The organism is Acinetobacter sp. 197 (assembly GCF_048148385.1).
GTDB classification, from domain to species: Bacteria; Pseudomonadota; Gammaproteobacteria; order Pseudomonadales; family Moraxellaceae; genus Acinetobacter; species Acinetobacter pecorum.
On the sequence record NZ_JAYWZK010000001.1, the window covers coordinates 102,835 to 123,757 of the forward strand.

General features: G+C 44.0%; 17 protein-coding genes and 1 pseudogene. 8 read left to right on the plus strand and 10 right to left on the minus strand.

What is annotated here, in order from left to right; all coding sequences use genetic code 11:
* Positions 1 to 40: 40 nt before the first annotated feature.
* A complete protein-coding gene (locus VXQ11_RS00425) occupies positions 41 to 1,042 on the minus strand; it encodes a hypothetical protein (RefSeq protein ID WP_416705170.1) in 1,002 nt (333 codons plus the stop codon).
* 14 nt (positions 1,043 to 1,056) lie between these two features.
* Positions 1,057 to 2,094: an alpha/beta fold hydrolase gene (locus VXQ11_RS00430; protein ID WP_416705171.1), complete on the minus strand. Its 1,038-nt coding sequence runs from the start codon at positions 2,092 to 2,094 to the stop codon at positions 1,057 to 1,059.
* Positions 2,095 to 2,406: 312 nt separating this feature from the next.
* Between VXQ11_RS00430 and VXQ11_RS00435 the strand changes: the two genes are divergently transcribed.
* Positions 2,407 to 3,021, plus strand: a complete 615-nt coding sequence (locus tag VXQ11_RS00435) for a carbonic anhydrase (RefSeq protein ID WP_064095675.1) — start codon at positions 2,407 to 2,409, stop codon at positions 3,019 to 3,021.
* A gap of 35 nt (positions 3,022 to 3,056) precedes the next feature.
* Here VXQ11_RS00435 and VXQ11_RS00440 read toward each other — a convergent pair whose 3' ends face one another.
* Positions 3,057 to 3,686: an arylesterase gene (locus tag VXQ11_RS00440; protein ID WP_191730436.1), complete on the minus strand. Its 630-nt coding sequence runs from the start codon at positions 3,684 to 3,686 to the stop codon at positions 3,057 to 3,059.
* Between the two features lie 11 nt (positions 3,687 to 3,697).
* On the opposite strand from VXQ11_RS00440, the gene VXQ11_RS00445 reads away from it, so the two are divergent.
* On the plus strand, positions 3,698 to 4,423 hold the full coding sequence (locus tag VXQ11_RS00445) for an ABC transporter ATP-binding protein (RefSeq protein ID WP_416705172.1): 726 nt from the start codon (positions 3,698 to 3,700) through the stop codon (positions 4,421 to 4,423).
* Between the two features lies 1 nt (position 4,424).
* A complete protein-coding gene (locus VXQ11_RS00450; RefSeq protein WP_416705173.1) occupies positions 4,425 to 6,914 on the plus strand; it encodes an ABC transporter permease in 2,490 nt (829 codons plus the stop codon).
* Positions 6,915 to 6,948: 34 nt separating this feature from the next.
* Here the strand turns inward: VXQ11_RS00450 and VXQ11_RS00455 are convergent, their stop codons facing one another.
* A complete protein-coding gene (locus VXQ11_RS00455; RefSeq protein ID WP_416705174.1) occupies positions 6,949 to 7,767 on the minus strand; it encodes a rhomboid family intramembrane serine protease in 819 nt (272 codons plus the stop codon).
* Positions 7,768 to 7,844: 77 nt separating this feature from the next.
* Here VXQ11_RS00455 and mtgA point away from each other — a divergent pair, with 77 nt between their 5' ends.
* Positions 7,845 to 8,519, plus strand: a complete 675-nt coding sequence (mtgA, locus tag VXQ11_RS00460) for a monofunctional biosynthetic peptidoglycan transglycosylase (RefSeq protein ID WP_064095671.1) — start codon at positions 7,845 to 7,847, stop codon at positions 8,517 to 8,519.
* Between the two features lie 111 nt (positions 8,520 to 8,630).
* Positions 8,631 to 10,712: a polyphosphate kinase 1 gene (gene ppk1 / locus VXQ11_RS00465; protein ID WP_144725197.1), complete on the plus strand. Its 2,082-nt coding sequence runs from the start codon at positions 8,631 to 8,633 to the stop codon at positions 10,710 to 10,712.
* 248 nt (positions 10,713 to 10,960) lie between these two features.
* Here the strand turns inward: ppk1 and oxyR are convergent, their stop codons facing one another.
* The 4 genes from oxyR to rubA all read right to left on the minus strand — a co-directional run bounded on the left by oxyR (position 10,961) and on the right by rubA (position 14,313).
* The gene (gene oxyR, locus VXQ11_RS00470) at positions 10,961 to 11,869 is read right to left on the minus strand and encodes a LysR family transcriptional regulator OxyR (protein ID WP_064095669.1); all 909 of its coding nucleotides are present in this window, start codon (positions 11,867 to 11,869) and stop codon (positions 10,961 to 10,963) included.
* Between the two features lie 13 nt (positions 11,870 to 11,882).
* Positions 11,883 to 12,821, minus strand: a complete 939-nt coding sequence (gene estB / locus VXQ11_RS00475; RefSeq protein WP_064101494.1) for an esterase EstB — start codon at positions 12,819 to 12,821, stop codon at positions 11,883 to 11,885.
* A gap of 57 nt (positions 12,822 to 12,878) precedes the next feature.
* A complete protein-coding gene (rubB, locus tag VXQ11_RS00480) occupies positions 12,879 to 14,057 on the minus strand; it encodes a rubredoxin reductase RubB (protein ID WP_064095667.1) in 1,179 nt (392 codons plus the stop codon).
* Positions 14,058 to 14,148: 91 nt separating this feature from the next.
* A complete protein-coding gene (gene rubA, locus VXQ11_RS00485; RefSeq protein WP_004279415.1) occupies positions 14,149 to 14,313 on the minus strand; it encodes a rubredoxin RubA in 165 nt (54 codons plus the stop codon).
* Positions 14,314 to 14,800: 487 nt separating this feature from the next.
* Between rubA and VXQ11_RS00490 the strand changes: the two genes are divergently transcribed.
* Positions 14,801 to 15,343, plus strand: coding sequence for an adenine phosphoribosyltransferase (locus tag VXQ11_RS00490; protein WP_064095666.1), 543 nt, complete (start codon positions 14,801 to 14,803; stop codon positions 15,341 to 15,343).
* Between the two features lie 40 nt (positions 15,344 to 15,383).
* On the opposite strand, the gene VXQ11_RS00495 is transcribed toward VXQ11_RS00490, so the two are convergent.
* Entirely contained in the window at positions 15,384 to 15,878 is a 495-nt protein-coding gene (locus tag VXQ11_RS00495; RefSeq protein ID WP_064095665.1) for a YqiA/YcfP family alpha/beta fold hydrolase, read from the minus strand.
* Between the two features lie 388 nt (positions 15,879 to 16,266).
* On the opposite strand from VXQ11_RS00495, the gene lysS reads away from it, so the two are divergent.
* Complete coding sequence (gene lysS / locus VXQ11_RS00500; protein ID WP_144725202.1) at positions 16,267 to 17,796, plus strand: lysine--tRNA ligase; 1,530 nt, start codon at positions 16,267 to 16,269, stop codon at positions 17,794 to 17,796.
* Between the two features lie 173 nt (positions 17,797 to 17,969).
* Positions 17,970 to 19,393, plus strand: a pseudogene (locus VXQ11_RS00505) (capsule assembly Wzi family protein).
* A gap of 345 nt (positions 19,394 to 19,738) precedes the next feature.
* Here the strand turns inward: VXQ11_RS00505 and trpS are convergent.
* Positions 19,739 to 20,752 carry a tryptophan--tRNA ligase gene (trpS, locus tag VXQ11_RS00510; protein ID WP_064095663.1) on the minus strand — a complete coding sequence of 338 codons (1,014 nt, stop codon included), beginning with the start codon at positions 20,750 to 20,752 and terminating at the stop codon, positions 19,739 to 19,741.
* Positions 20,753 to 20,923: the final 171 nt, after the last annotated feature.

Below are 20,923 nucleotides of genomic sequence, written 5' to 3' on the forward strand. Positions count from 1 at the left end.
ACGAGAAAATAAAAAAGCCGCTATAAAGCGGCTTTTTTATTTAAATTTTAAGGATTTTTAAAGTATCTTCATGATAATAAAATTGTTCCAGATATTTTCGTGCGCGTTCACGTAAATGGCCTTGAGAAACCATCTGCCGGATTACCGGGCTGAGCAGTTGCTGCAATTCATTCTGAATGAGAGCTTCATCAATATTCAGATCACGTAATAACTGATCAAAAGTATGTTCCTGATTGCGGACATACCAGGTATGAATTCCGTCATGTAACTGCTGCTGCAGATAGTCGGTCTGGCGTATGTGATCCCAGATGTCATGACCTAAGCCGACCGTCTGATTCAGATCCTGTAGCTCAATATACTTCTTCAAGACAGATACAGGCATGACCTTGATTTTATGCCAGAGATTAGCCTGAAAATGATAGAGTTTTTCATCGTCAAAATGCTGGTTCAGCACATGCTCACTCATCTGGCTGAGCTTCAGAATGTTCTTTTGCAGATAACGCGCAATGGTGCTATCGAGGTTGGTATCGGTGACATTTTCCAGTACAGATTTACCCATTTTCATAAAGCGGGAAACCCCGGGCACGCTTTTGGCAATCATGGAGTTATCTAGATAATCCTGAATGGAGTGCTGGATCAATTGGGTAATCATGGCTGAAAATGCCGGATTATTGACTACGGTTTTAATCAGACGCTGACGATGACCACTTTTGCTGGCCACATACTGGGCGATTTTATCGACGGTCAGTACTGGAATCAGATCGGCAATCGTGGTGGTGTCATTGGCCGGATGCACCAGTGCAAAACGGATATGCTCGGCAATCTGTTCAATCAGAAAGCTACTGGTAGCTGTATCCAGAATCTGTTTCTGTAAAAGCTGATTGATTGCTTCACAGCTCCACAGCTCTTTTAGTGTCTGTTTACGCAACCACAAATAAAATGCATGAAACTCGCTTTGAATCGTTTCAGATTGAGAAAATGCCTGATCGAGAAAATCAAGTTGAGCATCGATCAACTGCTCAATCATCGGGTGTTTCTGCATAGCATCTCTGAAACTTAATATAAAGGAATGAGTTTATCAGCAAGCGGGTTTTTTAGGGTCTGTGTCTTGGCCAGAAAAGGCAAATAATGTTGTGCGACCTGTTTTTCTGCTTCCAGAATTGGCATATGCCCGACATTATTCAAAATCACCGGTTTTTCGGCACGTTTCAGCAGGGCATGCAGTTCTTTGACCACCTCAACATTAATGATCCGATCCTGTTTGCCCCATAAAATCAAGGTGGGTGCTTCAACTGTACGGGTCAGACGGGCAAAGGTTTCCGGCGTATAAATCCGGTTTAGCATCACCACCTGATCAATCGATTTGCTGGTTTGTTCAGCGCGTGAAATCAGCAGTTTTTCCTGTGCATGCCGCAACTGATAAGGAATTACTGGCGGGTTCTGCATCAGCTCTTTGGATACATCCTGCAGATCGCCGGGTTTGCTGACGATCAGATCTTTTAAGGCTTGTGGGTCTTTGGTGTAGGGAGTATTCCCCATTTTGTAAAGACCAGCACTATTAATAAGAAATAGACTCTGAGTATCGAAAGGATATTGTGAAGCATACACCGTAGCAATCGATCCACCCAGAGAGTGGCCGGCAATGTGTAAATTTTCGTCCACATTTAAGGTTTCAAGGAGCAAACGCAGTTGAGAGGTAACATTGGGCACAGAAACATCAAAATCGTCTGGTACTTTGGTATCGCCATTGCTCGGCAAGTCAGGAATGATGACATGATAATAAGGTGTCAGAAACTGGGCCACCCGATTCCAGTTGTCACGGGTGCCGGCCAGGCCATGAATCAGTAGAATTGACGGTTTGTTCTTGGACCCGCCCTCGCTATAGCTCCAGGTCACCTCTCCAATTTTGAGGGTCTTGGACTTGAGTCCGGCAAGGCTACGTTCCTGCAACAGATGTTGCTGCAATACTTGGGCAGACTTTTCACTTTTCTGGCCAAACAGATTTTGACCATGGGTCAGGCCTGGTAATGCCATGCTTAAGGCAACCAGGGTTGAACAGATCATTTTCGAGCGCAATCTTATTATTTTCTTCATTGGCTATTCCCCAAAATAAACCCACCAAGCAAAATGCTCAAAATACTTCCGTGTTATCGATTTGCAATTTATAGATGAATCAAATCGTAATCTTTCAACTTATTTTAAAACATTCCTTAATATTGTACATCTGTTAATGAATAGTCCGGGCAGAAAAATACCGAATGAAATGTGATGAATTTCACAGAAAAATACACAGAACAAGAAATCATCAAAAAGCTAAAAAATTTAAACGGGTAATTTTTTTGCAAGTGACATTCAAAAAATCTAGCAGTAAGATATTCCCACTAAAAACATCGATGGTAAAAAAGAATGCTCACAGCTCAGGAAGCTATAGATCGTCTTAAAAAGGGTAACCAGCGCTTTGTCAATGGTGAAACGCAGCATTTAAAATTATTATCGCATCAGCAACGCGCTGAAATGGCAGAAAGTCAGGAACCATTTGCTATTGTTTTAGGATGTTCGGATTCGCGTGTCCCGGCAGAAATGGTATTTGATCAGGGGCTGGGTGATCTGTTTGTGATTCGGGTAGCAGGCAATATTGTGGCACCCTCTCAAGTCGGCAGTGTTGAGTTCGCTGCAGACAGCTTTGGCTGTCCAGTGGTTATTGTATTAGGTCATACGCATTGTGGCGCAATTCATTCTACAATTGAAGCCTTGACCAATCCGGCAACACCGCCATCTGCAAATTTGATGTCGATTGTGAACCGGGTACGTCCATCAGTTGAAATTCTGATGCAAACTGAATTAAAAGATGATTTGGACAAACTGTCCATACATGCTATTCGATCGAATGTATTTGCTTCAGTGAACCAGCTTCGTCATGGTTCCGCCGTACTGGAAAACCTGATTGCCAAAGGTAAATTACTGGTCGTGGGAGCAGAATATTCACTTGAAACAGGTGAAGTTACATTCTTTGATTTCTAATTCAGATTTTAAGATTTGAATCCATTAAAGGCGCTTTATAAAGCGCCTTTAATGTATGGATAAGCATTGTTTAACAGGATGGTTTGTGCTTTAGCATTCGGATGAACCAAATCTTTTTGCATCAGGGTTTTGTTGCCGGCCACACCCTCCAGGAAGAAAGGCAATAATTTCACCTTATATTGCTGACTGACCACTTTATAATTATTTTCAAAAGCCTTGCTATATGCCTGACCGTAGTTAGGCGGCATTTTCATACCAAATACAATAACCTTGGCTTTGGCTTTCTGGCTCTGCTGAATCAGGCTGGCTAAATTTTTTTGAATCATTTGTGGCGGTTGTCCACGCAAGCCATCATTGCCACCTAACTCAATCACCACAAGGTCTGGACGATGCGTTTGTAGCAATTTTGGTAGTCTGGCCAGCGCTCCGCTGGTGGTTTCGCCACTGACACTTGCATTGACCACTTTATGCTGTTTCGGATACTGTTGCTCTAAACGCTTTTGTAACAAATTTACCCAGCCTTGCTGAGGCTGGATACCATATCCTGCACTTAAACTGTCACCTAAAATCATAATCGTCTTTGCTGAAACCCCAAGAGGTAACAGGCACAGACTGAGCAAAAACAAGTAAGGCAATAGCCGGGTTTTCTGATTAAGATTTTTCATATAGGACACGTATGATTCAAAGCAGCAACGATTCGACCATCATGCCACAGGCTATTATTTCTGCCCAGAAATTGACACAAAAGATACAACTTTCACAAAAACAGCTCACCATTTTTGAGGATCTTGACCTGGAAATTCGGGCTGGGGAACAGGTTGCGATTACGGGTCGTTCCGGTTCCGGAAAATCCACATTACTGGGTATTCTGGCAACACTGGATCAGGCCAGTTCAGGTCAGCTTATGGTCTGTGATGAATTGGTGTCAAGTCTGGATGAAGAACAGCGTGCACTGGTGCGTTTGAAAAATATCGGCTTTGTATTTCAGTCTTTTCAGCTGTTGCCACATCTGACTGCACTTGAAAATGTGATGCTGCCCCTGCGCCTGCAACCCGATTTTAAATATGCAGAAGCCGAGCAAAAAGCCTTGGCACTACTGCATAAAGTCGGGCTGGATCGACAGGCGCAGCAAACCCCGAAAGTGCTGTCGGGGGGAGAGCAGCAGCGTGTGGCGATCGCCCGGGCACTGGTCAGTGAACCAAAAATCATTTTTGCCGATGAACCCACGGGTAACCTCGACGGCGAAACTGCCAAAGAAATTGAACAACTGCTATTTCAACTAAATCGGGAACTGGGAACGACCTTGGTGCTGGTGACGCATGACCGAAAACTGGCACAGCAGTGCCAGCGGCATTTTGAGCTGTTGAATGGCGAGCTGATTGAACATCCGAGTGGGGGATGAAATGAATCCATTATTTCGTCCTTTACTGACACAAAGCTTTAAAACGACCGGGATTTATCTGCTGATTATTGCCTTAACACTGGCGATCAGTGCGACCACTGCGCTTAAATTTAGCAATGAGCAGATTCAAAATGCAGTCGCCTTGCAGGCAGCAGAAATGCTGGCTGCTGATCTGGTGCTTTCAGACAATGAACCTTTGCCTGAGCAGTGGCGTGATCAGGCCAGACAGCTGGACCTAAAGCAGTCAGAAGTTATTGTGTTTAGCAGCATGGCCTATACTGATGCAGAGTTTGTCATGGTCAATGTCAAAGCGATTGATCAGGCTTTTCCTTTGCGTGGTGAGCTGCGGGTGCAACCGGCCAAACGTTCAATTCAATCTGGTGAAATCTGGCTCAGTCAACGGGCCATGGATCTACTCAAGGTCAAACTGGGCGATCAGCTCCATATTGCTGATGCTGCGTTTAAAGTTACTGCAAAGATTGAACAGGACTCCAATCAGGAACTTGGATTTTCCGGCTTTTCGCCAACGGTGATTATTTCCCAAGCAGATGTAGCAAGAACCAATGCTATTCAGATGGGGAGCCGAATCGAATATCGCCTTCTCATGGCGGGCCGTCCGGACGATACCCAACAATTTGAAGCCTTATTCAAGCAGTACAAGTCAGCAAACGTCACGTCTGAAACGCCAGCGGAAGTACAGGGGCAGGAGTTTGAGGAGCAAAGCAGTCTCAAGTTGCGCAATGCCAGTGAGGGTAATACCCGTTTGATGAAGCCAATCGCCAATCTGGATACATTCCTGCAACTGGCGAATATTCTGACCATTTTATTATGCGGGATTGCCATAGCCTTAACCGCACAGCGTTATGTGCAGCAGAATCAGGATCATATTGCCCTGATGCGTTGTATCGGTGCCACAAAGCAGCAGATTCTGTCAGCTTATCTGGCTTTACTCGGGATGGTGCTGCTGATTGCCATGCTGATCGGTACTGTGCTCGGGATCGGTCTGGGTTATGGATTGTTACAGTTAATGTTGCAGCTGATTCCAAATTTGCAGATTGAATTTTCTGCCATTGCAATGTTGCTTGGACCATTGCCGGTCGCGATGCTGACCAGTGCGGTGGTGCTGCTCGGTTTTGTGATGCCTAGCTTATTACAACTGCTGAATACGCCGCCGATTCGGGTGATTCGCCAGCAGGAAAAATCAGTCCAGTCCATGCTGTGGATGCTGCTGACCGGAACGCTCAGCCTGATTATTTTTAGTGTGATTTTGACTGAAAACTTGCTGCTGACCGCCTGGGTGATTGGCGCGATTATTGTGTTATGTGCGGTGCTGTATGTGACGGTCTGGATGGTGTTAAAGCTGCTGCGGAATATGAAGCTAAATCTATCATCGTATGTCAGAACACCTTCACAGACCGCCTTGCAGATTACGGCTTTAGCTTTGGGTCTGAGCCTGATTACGGTGCTGGCAGTATTACGTACCGATCTGCTGGATCGTTGGCAGCAACAGTTGCCGGAAGGTACACCGAACCAGTTCGTTTACGGTTTACCGCCTTTTGAGATGCCAGCCCTGAAAGCCCAACTTGAGCAGAATGGCTGGAAAAGCACGCCACTCTATCCGAATATTCGCGGGCGTCTGGTCGCCAAAAATGATCAGCCTTTTGCCGATGAACTGCTTAAAAGCAGCAATACCTTAAAGCGTGAGCTGAATCTGACCCAGTCAAACCGCTATCCTCAGGATAATGTCATTGTTCAAGGTAAGGCAGAATTAAAACAGCCGGGTGAGGTTTCAGTCGAGGCCAATACGGCCGAAGAATTAGGTATTAAGATAGGAGATAAACTCAGTTTCAGTCTGCCCGAAGGCATACTGGAAGCTAAAGTCGTTAATCTACGAACCGTCGAGTGGGAAAGTTTTAGTCCGAACTTTTTCTTTATTTTTGCCCCCAATAGCATGGATGCCAATGCAGGCAGTTATCTGGGCAGTTTTTATGTGCCGGAGGCAGATAAAGGCAAACTGGTGTCGGTAATCCAACAATTTTCCAATACGGTTTTTATTGATGTCAGCCTGATTCTGGAAGAGATCAAACGCCTGGTGAATGTACTGGTGCAAATCGTGACGATTCTGGCGGTACTGGTCAGTATTTCCGGTTTTCTGGTGCTGATGGCCTGTTTGAACCTGTTAATGGATGAACGCAAACGTGAAGTGGCTTTGCTACGTTCATTTGGTAGTTCCAAGCAGAAACTGAAGACCATGATGAGTCTGGAAATTGGTTTTATCGGGCTGTTTGCCGGAATTGTTTCCTGCCTGTTTGCCGAAGTCATCAGTGCAATTGCCAGCTATAAAATGGATTTGATGATTCAGCCGCATTGGGAAATCTGGATTATCCTGCCGATCTTTATGACCGTTTTATGTATGTTAATTGGCCGTTATCGTCTGAGTTATCTGTCGGATATTCCGCCTTTACAAAGCTTGCGCGAGATGAATCAGTAAGATTCATCTCTTGGGCTTTTAAACCGGTTCTGATTTAAAGTTGTAACTGCTGCTGCATGAGTTCCAGCATTTCTTGCCAGAGTGGACGAATGGGTTCAAGCAAGACTAGGTTATATTGATAAAGCAGGACACACAGCCCAAAACCGATACACAAGGCTATCAGATTGAACAGGCGGCTACGCTGCATTTTTTGACCCATATACCATAACAGGGTAAGCAAAACACCCATCAGCATGCCGCCTATATGGGCGGCATTGTTGATTCCGCTGATCATAAAGCCCAATGCCAGGTTTAGACCCAGAACCATTACCAGGGTTTTTTTATCCAGAATAAAGCGTTGCTGGGGTAGCATCGGCAATAAGGCCAGCACTGTCAGTGAAGCCCCGAGTCCCATCACAGCACCAGATGCCCCGGCACTGACTGCAGGTAATAGATCTGGATTGGCGACACCACCTTCAATCAGGTTATAGCTGTTTTGAATATTTATATAACCACTGAGCAGACTACCCATCAGACCGGCGCAGAGATATAAGCCGATAAAATACATCCGGCCAAAAAGTTGTTCGGCCACACTACCAAAAATATACAAGGCCCACATATTCAACATCAGATGAATCAGGCCAAAATGAAAAAACATGCTGCTAAACAAGCGCATGGGTTCCGCTATATAAGTTAAAGGTGCATAATCTGCACCCCAGAGAATAGCATCTCGGGTACTCGGTTGGGTCACGTCCATGCCATGCATGACTTGCCAAACAAATAATCCCACATTGATCCCGATTAAAATGGCGGTAATCCACCAGAGATGCATTTCAAGTTTGCGATGTGCGACAGGGGGAGAGTATTCAGACATGCTATTTTTTTGCTGTGATTGTATATTTCGAATAAGCTTAACACGAAAAATTAAATTTTCAGGAGTAACGCACTGACATGAAAGCCTTTCTAATCCGCACGATGCTCGTCATCGTCAGTGTGATCCTGCTGGTTCAATTGTGGATCTTTGCCAGTCTGGCCTGGTGGCGCACCCATCCGGTAAACACCACCATGATGATGCGGATCGATTACTGGTCAGAACCTTCCAAACCGATTCAGCATCAGTGGCGGCCCTACGACGAGATCAGCCTGAATCTGAAACGTGCCATTGTCACTGCGGAAGATGGAAAATTTATTCATCACCATGGTTTTGACTGGGAGGGCATTCAACAGGCGCTGAATAAAAACCGAGATCAAGGCCGAGTCGTTGCAGGAGGTTCCACCATTTCCCAGCAACTGGCGAAAAACCTGTTCCTCGTCAATAAGCGTTCTTTTGTACGTAAAGGACAAGAAGCTGTCGCCACCTGGATGATGGAACGCATGTGGTCCAAACAGAGGATTCTGGAAGTATATATGAACTCGATCGAGTTCGGGGACAACATCTATGGAGTGGAAGCCGCGGCCAAACATTATTTTGGTAAAACCGCGCAAAGCCTGACCCAGGATCAGGCCATCTTTCTGGCTGCCATTCTCACCAATCCGAAATATTTTCAGGATCATCGTAACTCGTCTGCTTTAAATGCACGTAAGCGGATGATTAAGCGTTATATGCGTTATGCAGAATTACCTTAAGATATTATTTAGAGAGAAAGCCCAATTATTTGGGCTTTTTTTATGAAATTGTCATAAAATTGAAGCATACTTGGAACGATAAGCACAATTTTAAATCCACGTAGGTTTGATATGAATACGGCAGCCAGCAGCACTTCAGTACAGCCCGAATATACGTATAATGATCGTTATATCAATCGTGAACTGTCTATCCTGGACTTTCATTTACGCGTTCTGGAACAGGCTGTCGATCCTTTACATCCATTGCTCGAACGCATGAATTTCCTGTTGATTTTCTCGCGTAATCTGGACGAGTTTTTTGAAATTCGCGTTGCGGGTGTTTTAGAGCAGCTTGATCTGGGAAATGAAAGCCGCAGCCCGGATGGTCTCACACCCAAGCAGGTCATGGAGCAGATTTCTAAAACTGCGCATGCCGCGATTGAGCGTCAGTACCGTATTTTGAATGAAGAAATTTTGCCAAAACTGCGTGAGGAAGATATTTGTTTCCTGCGCCGTGGTGAGCTGACTCCAGCACAATCTGCCTGGGTTAAAAAATATTTTCAGGAGCAGGTGGCGCCGGTTCTCACGCCGATCAGTCTGGACCCTGCGCATCCATTCCCGCGGCTGGTGAATAAATCACTGAACTTTATTGTGACGCTGGAAGGCAAAGATGCCTTTGGTCGTCAGATTGATCTGGCCGTAGTGCCTGCACCGCGGTCATTGCCACGCGTGGTACGTTTGCCCGATGAACTGACCGATGGCAAAGAACATCATGTGATGCTGTCTGCCATTATTCATGAGCATGTCTCCGATCTGTTTCCGGGTATGACAGCGACAGGCTGTTATCAGTTCCGTGTTACCCGTAATGCTGACCTGGCCTTGAATGAAGATGTGGAAGATCTGGCCAAGGCACTTAAAGGTGAACTCAGTTCACGCCGGTTTGGTCGTGCGGTGCGTCTGGAAGTAACGGAAAACTGTCCACAGCATATTTATGAATATCTGCTGAATGAATTTGATCTGGATGAGGATCAGCTTTATAAAGTTGCTGGCCCGGTCAATCTGGCACGTTTGCTGTCTAATTTTAAGCGCCCACATTTACGCTATGACTCGCATACGCCGGTTATTCCCAAAGTACTGAAAAAATCTGAAAATATTTTTAGTGCAATGCAGAAACAGGATATCTTGCTGCATCATCCGTTTGAATCTTTTGCACCGGTCATTTCATTATTACGTGAAGCGGCACGTGATCCACAAGTGTTGGCGATCAAACAGACCTTATATCGTAGCGGACCGGATTCTGAAATTGTGCAGGTACTGGCTGAAGCTGCCCGTAATGGCAAAGAAGTCACGGCAGTGATTGAATTGCGCGCGCGTTTCGATGAGGAATCCAATATTGAAGTCGCCAATGTACTGCAGGAAGCGGGTGCGGTGGTGGTGTATGGCATTGTGGGCTACAAGACCCATGCCAAGATGATTCTGGTGGTACGCCGGGAAAATAATAAACTGGTGCGCTATGTGCATCTGGGTACCGGTAACTATCATGCCGGCAATGCGCGAATCTATACCGACTATGGGCTGTTAACTACGGACAAAGACCTGTGTGAAGATGTGCATCGGATTTTCCAGGAACTGACCGGTATGGGGAAAATGGCCAAGCTGAAAAAGCTGCTACATGCGCCGTTTACCTTGCATGCCCAGTTACTGAACTATATCGATAATGAAATTGCCTTTGCCCAGGCAGGTAAGCCGGCGCAGATCATCGTCAAAGTCAATGCCCTGACCGAAATGCAATTGATTAATAAACTTTATGAGGCCTCTCAGGCCGGGGTGCAGATTGACCTGATTATCCGTTCGATTTGCAGTTTGCGTCCGGGATTACCGGGCCTGTCTGAAAATATTCGGGTACGTTCAATTGTCGGGCGTTTCCTGGAGCATACCCGTGTGTATTATTTCAGCAATAATGGCAATGCACGGATTTACTGTTCAAGTGCCGACTGGATGGATCGTAACCTGTTTAACCGGGTCGAAGCCTGTTTCCCGATAGAAGATGAAGGCTTGAAAAAACGTATCTATCAGCAGGGTCTTTTTAATTACCTGAAAGATAACCAGCAAGCCTGGTTATTGCAAGGTGATGGAACCTGGGTGCGAGCACAGCCGCAAGAAGGTGAAAAGCCGCATAATGCACAACGTGTTTTACTAGAGCTGTTTAAATAGGTTTAAGTATTTCCAGAGGCTGAATCTTCAGCCTCTTTTTTATTCTGAAAAGAGGATTTAACTGTGCCGCAGAATAGGTGCAGTAAATGAAATGATCTGATATTTATTTTAGACTGCTGATCTTCTATCTCGGAATATTTTTACTCATGTTCAATCTGAGGCCTTGCTGGCTTTATTTGAGTTGGAGTATGAGTTTTAGGATATAAAAAAAAGGAGCACACTTGTTGCTCCTTTTTATCATACTGGGATTAAGCGCCGTCGTGACGGGTAATCTTCTGGAAAATCTGTAACAACACATCAAACTCGCTTTGTAGCGGAGTGCTTTTACGGGTTACCAATGCCAGGGTACGACTTGGGGCTGACTCGATGGCTTTTACCTGAATCTCAGGATTAGCTTTTACCATATTGGTATGGATCGCAATTTCAGGCAACAGGGTAAAACCAAGATTGGCTGAAACCATTTCGATTAAAGTCGGCAGTGAGCTGGCTTTTAGCCGATGATCATTTTTACGCTCACCAATCGGGCAGGCACTTAAAGCATGATCACGCAGGCAATGACCTTCTTCAAGTAACATCAGGCGAGACAGGTCCAGATCTGCCAGAGAATTGGCTTGTGCCGCATGCTGATCAGATTTTTGATAAACCAGATACAGATTCTCTTTGGCAATTTCAGCGACTTTCAGACCACGGGTGTCGAAAGGCAATGCCAGGGCGACCATATCCAGATTACCGTGTTCTAGCTTTTCTACAATCTTTTCACTTTGTGCTTCATGTAGATGTAACTGAATTTTTGGTAACTGTTTATGCACTTCGTCTAGCAGCTGGGACAACAGGAAAGGAGCGATCGTTGGAATGATTCCGAGATGTAAATCACCAGTTAAGGGTTCACTCATCTCACGACTTAAACGCATTAGATCCTGAGCATCGGCCAGTAGAACACGTGCGCGAGCAACCACTTGTTCACCAAGAGGCGTTAAACGAACATTCTGACGGTCGCGTTCAACAAGTACGCCACCGAGTAAACGCTCCAGCTCCATGATGCCGCCAGACAAGGTAGACTGGGTGACAAACGAGCGGCGAGCAGCTTCTGTAAAATGCAGCGTCTCTGACAGTGTTACGAGGTATGACAGCTGTCTTAGGGATGGTAATGCAGCCATAGTGTCCTAATGTTTATGATTTAAAATGATCAGCAAATAATTCGCTAAGATATGGAATAAAATGCGGTGGGATATCATGCCCCATTCCATCAATTAATTCAAATTTAGCCCCTGAAATTGCTTTCGCAACGGCCTTGCCATGGCTAGGAGGTAGCAATCGATCTCGAGAACCATGGATCACCAGGGTATCTTGTTTGATTTGCTTGTCCAGTTGCAGCAATGAGCCTGTACATAATATTGCTAAAAACTGCTGAAGTATACCGGCAGGATAGTAACTTCGCTTATATAATTTGCGTGCGGTCTGTACTGCCTCCAGATGATTGACATAACCTGGTGAGCCAATGATCTTAAACAGTTTCAAGCTATGGTCGACAATACCATCTTCATCTGTTGAAGATGGTTTGTCAATTAAACTAAAGAGCTGCTTGGGAAAGGGTGGTGGTAACAGCGGCTGGTTATTGCTGGTAAATAATAACCCCAGTTTTTTAACTTTGTCCGGATAGCGGGCTGCCAGAATCTGCGCAATCATACCGCCCATTGAGGCACCCAGCACATAGACCTGCCCCAACTGCATTTTTTCAATCAACAGACTGACATCTTCCGCCATATCATACAGATCATAAGGTGCACCCTGATTGCCCAGACCGAGAACAAAACGGCTCATCATTTTCAGGGTGTTCAGACGTGGGCCTTTATGATGGATTTTTGAAGACAGTCCAATATCACGATTATCAAAACGAACAATATGATAACCTTTATCAATCAGGGATTTACAAAAAAAATCCGGCCAGTATAGCATTTGCCCACCCAGCCCCATAATCAGCAAAATAGTAGGATGTTCCGGATTGCCGCCAACCTCGACATGTAGCTGGATCCCATTACCAAGATCGACCTTAGTTTCATGCATGAACGGGGTATAAGGGGAAAGATTAAGCTGTTCTAAGCTGTACATGGTCGCTGTCCTGATAAAAGGATATTTTGTTTAAAAAATATCCTTGCTATTAAACCTCTAAACTGCTGCAGGAATCAAGTCAGGAACCTGCTTGGTCAAGGCCAGACGCTGTTTGGCTGCAGTGGCACCCAAAAGTACGAAACCACGTAAGGTTCCATGGGTATCAATTGCTTTAGCCAGCATGCCATCGTCAAACTCTTCAGTTTCCCAGATGACATCAACATCGACGGGTGCAGGCAATACCGTTAAAGGTGCAGCAGGCGTTTTAACTGCCACAGGCATGGCAGGATAATGTACGGCAGTGTGTTCACCGTTCAAGGTTTTTGCCAGAGCGCGAGCTTGTTGCATGATTGGCATGACATAAGGCAGTAAGATCCCATTCACTTCGGCACAGTCACCTACAGCATAAATATCGGCCTGACTGGTTTCCAGTTGTGCTGTGGTTAAAACTCCGCGACTGGTATGGATGTCTGCCTGTTTCGCCAAAGAAATATTTGGCTGTAGACCTACGGCAGACAACACCACATCTGCGACCAGAGACTGGCCATTGGCCAGCGTGACCAGATAATCACCGTTATTGGCTCGAGAAACTTTTTCGACCGTGGTGCCCAAGACAAAGTGGATGCCGGTTTCTTCAAGATTTTTCTGGAATGCTGTGGCAACATATTCCGGCAATAAACGGCCAAGCGGCTGCGGTGCTAAATCAATGACGGTAACCTGATGATCGGTATTTTGCAGGTCGTTGGCAAATTCACAGCCAATCAGACCGGCACCTAAAATCACTACACGCTTATCTTCACGTGCTGCCAGATTATTACGGAAAGCTTTATAGTCATTTAAATTGTTGACGACATGAATATCATCGCTAGCGTCCCCGGCAATGGCCAGACGTACCGGATTTGCACCGACTGCCAAGACCAGTTTGCTATAAGGTTGCGTGCTTTCCTGACCATCTTTTTCAAGAATCAGCTGATGATCTTCCGGATGAATCGCTTTGACCCAGGTGTGCTGTTCAATGTGCATATTCAGCTGTGCTGACATTTTAGCTGCATCGCCCAGTGGAATCTGTTCAGGTGCTTTATTGCCGGCCAGAGCATTGGAAAGCGTCGGTTTGGCATAATTGACCGCATCATCGGCACAAATCATTAGCAGTTCATGCTCGGGATTCAGCTTGCGAAATTCACGTGCTACGGCATAACCCGCCATACCTGAACCAATAATGACGATAGGATGCATAGTTGTTTCCATATGGTAGAGCTCCATGCTGTATAAATGATAGAAAGGCATAAAAAAAGACCATATAGATATGGCCTTTAACTGGGCGTCATTAGACTTCGATCATCTCGAAATCGACTTTAGACACGCCACAATCTGGACAGGTCCAGTCATCCGGAATATCTTCCCACTTGGTTCCCGCTACGATTCCGTCTTGAGGCCAGCCTTCTGCCTCATCATAAATCCATCCGCATACGATGCATTGAAACTTTCTCATGTAACTCTCCAAAACTAAGCAATTCTAGGCGTCAGCTTAAAATCCATAAAATAGCAAGACTCTAAAAGAATATAACTTTTTAACAGTGAACATATTTGGCTAAATTTTTACGCAGTTCTGTTCAGAAAGTAAAGTGAATAAAAGCTTAATCAGCGAAATTAGCAGCAGAATAGAGCTCGCATTCCTTATTTATCAGAAAACTACTTTCATCTGCTTTACTGCTGTAGGCGGTTGAAGACACCAATCTGATTATGAATAAAAATTACAGTTTTCTGGTGTGACCGACCAAAGTCTTGCAGTAAAAATTCTCCTTTTCAGGTAATTTAAAATAGCTAAAGTCTGGATTAAATATTTTTTAAAATAAATGAATTAAATAAAATCAAATAGTTGTTATTAAGTAACGGGTTTTTATTATACAGCTTGGCTTGTCCACGTACCTCAAATAAGTTTAAAATTCTTATATTCCTTTTCTTTTTTAAGATCTCCCATGAGCAATTTGTCTACTTCTTTGTGGTCTCACATTCGTACGGTCCAAGATTTTCCAAAACCTGGAATTTGCTTCTATGATTTGACACCACTTTTCATGAGCAATATTGGTCCATTGACTGATGCCTTGATTGCTAGCATTCCTGCTGACAAATTGGCAGAAGTAGAAAGCTTTATTGCGGTTGAAGCACGTGGTTTTGTCTTGGCAAGTTTGTTAGCGCAACGTACAGGTAAAGGCTTATTGCTGGTTCGTAAAGCAGGGAAATTACCACCTCCAGTGGTCGGTGTTGGTTATAGCCTGGAATATGGGCTGGATCGGTTAGAAATGTCTGCGGAAGTTCAATCCCAAAAAGTAATTATTGTGGATGACGTTCTAGCAACTGGTGGAACTCTAAAAGCGGTTCATGAACTGGCTCAAAAATGCCAGCATGAAGTTCTAGGTGCAAGTATCTTCCTTGATCTTCCTGACCTGCATATGGAGTTGGGCATGGAGATCTGGTCAGTACTGGATGATAAATCCCAGCCTGAAGCTGCAGTAGCCTAAGCTTAAAGCATATAAAGAAGCCCCGGATATTGGGGCTTTTTTATTGTCGGATAAAATGATATTCGATTTCCTGAATCAGCTCGTTCACCTGTTCTGGGTGTTCCAGACGATGATGTCCGCCATCAATAGCATGAATCTGCATATAATCTTCCAGCTGAGCTTGTACAGCATGCATATCCAGAATTTCATCGCCTAATTCCAGATAAGCCATTTGCGGAATATCGTGCTGCAAATCACTGTCGCAAATTGCAGGATAGTCATCACGAAAATTGGGTTGCAGGCTGGGATTTGCAATGACGCATGGAATCTGATGGGCATGGGACATTTTCAATGCCCAATAGCCGCCCAGACTGTGTCCGACCAGAATATCCGGTTTGATGGTTTCAATCGTCTCGTGATAAAACTCGGCAACCGAACTATAGCTCAGATTTCGGTAATCGACATCGATACAGTATTTAGGGGCTATATCGATGGCATGGAACTTGGTGGATTCTTTCGAGGAATCTAAGCCATGTAAAAACAAAATCTTAGACATAGTTTATTACTCATTTTTATAAGACATGCCATATTGCTTATTTGTGGATGGGCATGCCTTCTTCAATCTGAACATCATTGTAGAACGTCTAGCTGTACAAGACAGTTAGCTATTGGTCTAAGCCGCCGTTTCACATTCCAATAATTTTATGTAAAACCTCTTTGCTTTGGACTTTAATCGTAGTTGAGAGCAGCCGAATGCTGCAAAAAATTGGGCAAAAGAAATTTAACAGGGTGGCAGATGGACGCAACTGAATTGCAAAAAGAAGGGGATAGTAGATATTTCCAAAGAAAAGCCGGTTCGTGGAAGGGTTTGCGCTACGATTTGGGAACGATTTCTGCTATTCTATGCAACTTCTATTTTTTAACTAATCTTATTCGAGGCAGAGATGACGCAAACTAACGCTCAATCGACTTCTGAACAAATCATTTCCGAAAACGATTTAATTGCACAGCGTCATGCCAAGTTAAAGCAAATCGAAGCTCAGGCACAAGAAACAGGTAAGAGCCCATGGCCGAATACCTTTAAGCGTGAGCATTATGCCCAGGATTTACAAGACCAGTTCGCTGATAAATCTAAAGAAGAAATTGAAGCAGGCGAAAAGGTCTACGTTAAAGTTGCCGGTCGTGTGATGTTGAACCGTGGTTCATTTATCGTGATCCAGGACATGACAGGTCGTATCCAGCTTTATGTTGCGCGTAAAGAACTCCCAGAAGATGTACTTGCTACCATTAAAGGTCTGGACCTAGGCGATATCATCGCAGTGGAAGGTTATATCGGTCGTTCCGGTAAAGGCGATCTGTATGTACATATCGAGCATTTTGAATTATTGACTAAATCATTGCGTCCGCTTCCAGACAAGTTCCATGGCCTGAACGATACTGAAGTGAAATATCGTAAACGCTACCTTGATCTAATCGTCAATGAAGAAACGCGTAAGACTTTTGAAATTCGTGCCAAAGTTGTGGCAGGTATCCGTGCCTTCCTGACTGAAAAACGCTATATGGAAGTTGAAACGCCAATGATGCATGTGATTCCAGGCGGTGCATCTGCACGTCCTTTCGAAACACATCATAATGCATTAGATATGCCATTGTTCTTGCGTATTGCGCCAGAGCTTTATTTAAAACGTTTGGTAGTTGGTGGTTTTGAACGTGTGTTTGAAATTAACCGTAACTTCCGTAACGAAGGTGTTTCTACCCGTCATAACCCTGAATTCACCATGATTGAATTCTATCAGGCTTATGCAGATTACAAAGACTTGATGGAATTGACCGAGCAAATGCTGGAGCGTCTGGCGATTGATATCTTGGGCACCACTGACGTGCCTTATGGTGATGAAGTGTATAGCTTCAAAGGTCCATTCAAGAAAATTTCAATGTTCGATGCGATTCTTGAAAATAACCCCCAATTTACTCCTGAAAATGTCAGTGACCGTGAGTTCCTGGCAAAATTCCTTCAGGAAGAATTGAAAGAGCAGGTGAAGCCAGGTTTTGGTCTGGGCAAACTGCAAACGATGGTATTTGAAGAAACCGTAGAAACCAAATTGCGTCAGCCGACGTTCATTACAGAATATCCAGCGGAAACCTCTCCATTGGCGCGCCGTAATGATCATAATCCGCACATTACTGACCGTTTTGAATTCTTCATCGGTGGCCGTGAACTGGCAAATGGCTTCTCGGAGTTAAATGATCCAATCGATCAGGCTGAACGTTTCCAGGCACAGGTTGCTGAAAAAGATGCTGGTGATGATGAAGCCATGCATTACGATGCAGACTTTGTCGAAGCACTGGAATACGGTCTTCCTCCAACAGCAGGTGAGGGCATCGGTATTGACCGTCTGGTGATGATTTTTGCCAATGCAGCAAGTATCCGTGATGTAATCCTGTTCCCGCATATGCGTCATAAAAATGCTTAAGTGCTGAATACAAAATAACCCACCATCGTGTGGGTTATTTTTTTATAGAAATTTTTGAAAAATGATTAAAAAATAAACAATTTAGTTATTGAAAATTAATATGAACATGACTAGGGTAGAATAAAAATAATAATGAAAAATTAGTTTATGTTATTTAAAAAAAATTATTAAAAATATTGCTGAGTACATTTACTTTTCCTGCTTTTGCTCAGGGCTTGGTTCTAAATGATGCAAATTTGCGTACTGACCTGAATTGGTTAAATCAGCAAGGGATTATTCAAATCAGTACCTCAACTTGGCCGCTGAGTGGGGATGAAATTCAACGAGCCTTATCAAATGCGCAGATCAGTAATACTGTACAGCAGCGTGTGATCGATTCGGTTCTCTCTAAACTAAAGGCAGATAATCAACAGCTAAAATTAGGTTTGTTTGCAGAAACGGATAAAAAAAATATTCTACAGGCTTTTGGGGATCAGCAAAAAGCACAATATCAGGCAGCTTTAGAGTTTAATGCTGGCAATGCGAATTGGGATGCCAAAATCAGGGTGAATGCTGAAAAAGATCCACAAATTGATAATGATCAGAATGTAAATCTTGAAGGCTCTTATCTAGCAGGGAAACTTTGGAATCAATGGCTGATTGGTGGTCAGATTCCAACTTACTGGGGCCCAGGCCATGATGGCAGCTTGATTCGTGGTGATGCTAGTCGTCCGGTCTATGGCTTTACAGTTCAACGTGCAGAACAAACAGCATTTGAAAATAAATGGTTTTCTTGGATTGGGGCGTGGCAGTATCAGGCTTTTGCAGGTCAACTCGATGACTATAACGCAGTTCCAGACGCCAAATTGATTGGTTTGCGTGTTACAGCACAGCCTTTACCTTATTTAGAGCTCGGTGCCTCGCGTGCGATTCAGTGGGGGGTGAGGGTCGACCTGAAAGTTTAAGTTCGCTATGGGATGCTTTTGTAGGCAGTAAAGATAATGGGGGTACAGGTGAACCTGACCCGTCTAACCAGATTGCCGGCTTCGATGTGCGGTTAAATTTATTTTCTCTTACCCAAATTCCGGTAGGTCTATATGCTCAATATGTGGGAGAGGACGAGGCTGGCGGCTTACCTGCAAAAAAAATGTATTTGGCTGGAATCGACTATTCTGCTAGTTTGAAAAATATGCCATACCAAGTTTATGCAGAATGGGCAGATACGCGGACTAATGGCAAGGTTCAAGGGATTTCTTATAATCATACGAATTATACAGATGGTTTTTATCAGCATGGTTATCCTCTGGCACATGCTCTGGGGGGAGATGCGCAGATGATTTCCGTGGGTGGGGATATTCGTATTGATTTTATGAACCGCTTATCAGGTCGTATACTTTTGGCTGAGGTGAATCAATCAGAACGTGCTGCTGTTAATAATGCTGCTTTTGCTTTTAATGATGAGATTAAAGCATTGGATTTGAACTGGTCGCATTATATCCGTCCCGACATGCCACTCAAATTCAATGTCTGGGTGAGTAATTCCGAGGTGAATGGCCAAGATGGGGGAGCCTCACTTGGAATCGAAATTCCTTTAGAGAAAGGGCTGTTTAAATACTAATTTTAGATACTGAAAAGTCCTGCGACTGAGTAGGCTTTTTTATTTTTATAGGTTTACTAAATTCAAGACAAAAAAAACGCAATGATTGGGGTTGTCATTGCGTAGAAAAAGGAACGTCTTTCAAACTACTTCATTAACTGTGGAGAGAGTTAAATCTGATTCCTTACTGAATATGATCATAATAGGATGCATTCTCATATGACTCATCAGTATTCATGTTAATACATGTTAAATAAGGTTAAAACTATGGAGATTATGTGGGGATATTTGCATTATTACTGCGCATTTTCAGCTTAAATAAAAAAGCTCTTCATCAGAAGAGCTTTTAAAAGCAATTTTTTATATTTAAAAATGGAATACGCCGAGACCAGATTTAACTTCATCCAGTGTTGCTTGGGTAATATCGCGACATTTATCAGTTCCGGTTTTCAGAATGTCCATGATGTAGTCTGGATCTTTAGCCAGTTCAATACGACGCTCACGAATTGGACCAATCAATTCTTTAAGAATGCCTTCCAGACGTTTTTTTACCGTACCATCACCTAAACCGCCACGACGATAATGGGCTTTGAGTTCTTCCAGCTCTTCTTTATTTGGATCAAAAGCATCTAGATAAGTAAATACTACATTGCCTTCTACCTGCCCCGGATCTTCAATGCGCAGATGATTCGGATCGGTATACATGGCGTTTACCGCTTTCTTGATATCTTTATCTGTCGCATCCAGCACAATGGTATTACCCAAAGATTTCGACATTTTTGCTTTACCATCGAAACCAGGTAGGCGCCCAACATTGGAAAGAAGTGCCTTACATTCTGGTAACAGGTCATGACCAATTTGACGGTTTAAACGACGTACAATTTCGTTGGTCTGTTCGATCATTGGAATCTGATCTTCACCCACAGGAACCACAGTGGCCTTGAAGGCTGTGATGTCAGCAGCCTGAGCCACTGGATAGCACAAGAAGCCAGCTGGAATATCACGTTCGAAACCACGCATCTGGATTTCAGACTTGATGGTCGGGTTACGCTCAAGACGTGAAACTGTCACGAAGTTGAGGTAAAGCATGGTCAATTCATTCAGTGCAGGAAGGCAAGACTGAACACAAATTGTGGTTTTAGTCGGGTCAATACCCACAGCCAGATAATCCGTTGCCACTTCAATAATGTTACGGCGTACCTTTTCAAAATTGTCCGCGTTATCGGTTAAGGCTTGAGCATCCGCAAGTAACAGGTGTTGATGATGGGAATCCTGCAGACCTACACGAGAGCGTAATGAACCTACAAAGTGGCCGAGGTGGAGTTGTCCGGTAGGACGGTCGCCCGTCAAGATCACTGGACGATTATCTTGATTACTCATTATCTATTCCAAAGGGTAGTCAGTACTACAGCTGTATTTTAACGAATGGCAACATTGTACGGCATTCTGTTTTTGATTGTCAGCCAGAAAAAAAGCTGTAGTAAAAAAATCTTATAAATTAAACAAGTGAATACAATATTTTTAAGAATTTTGATTAAAATAAGCTGAAAT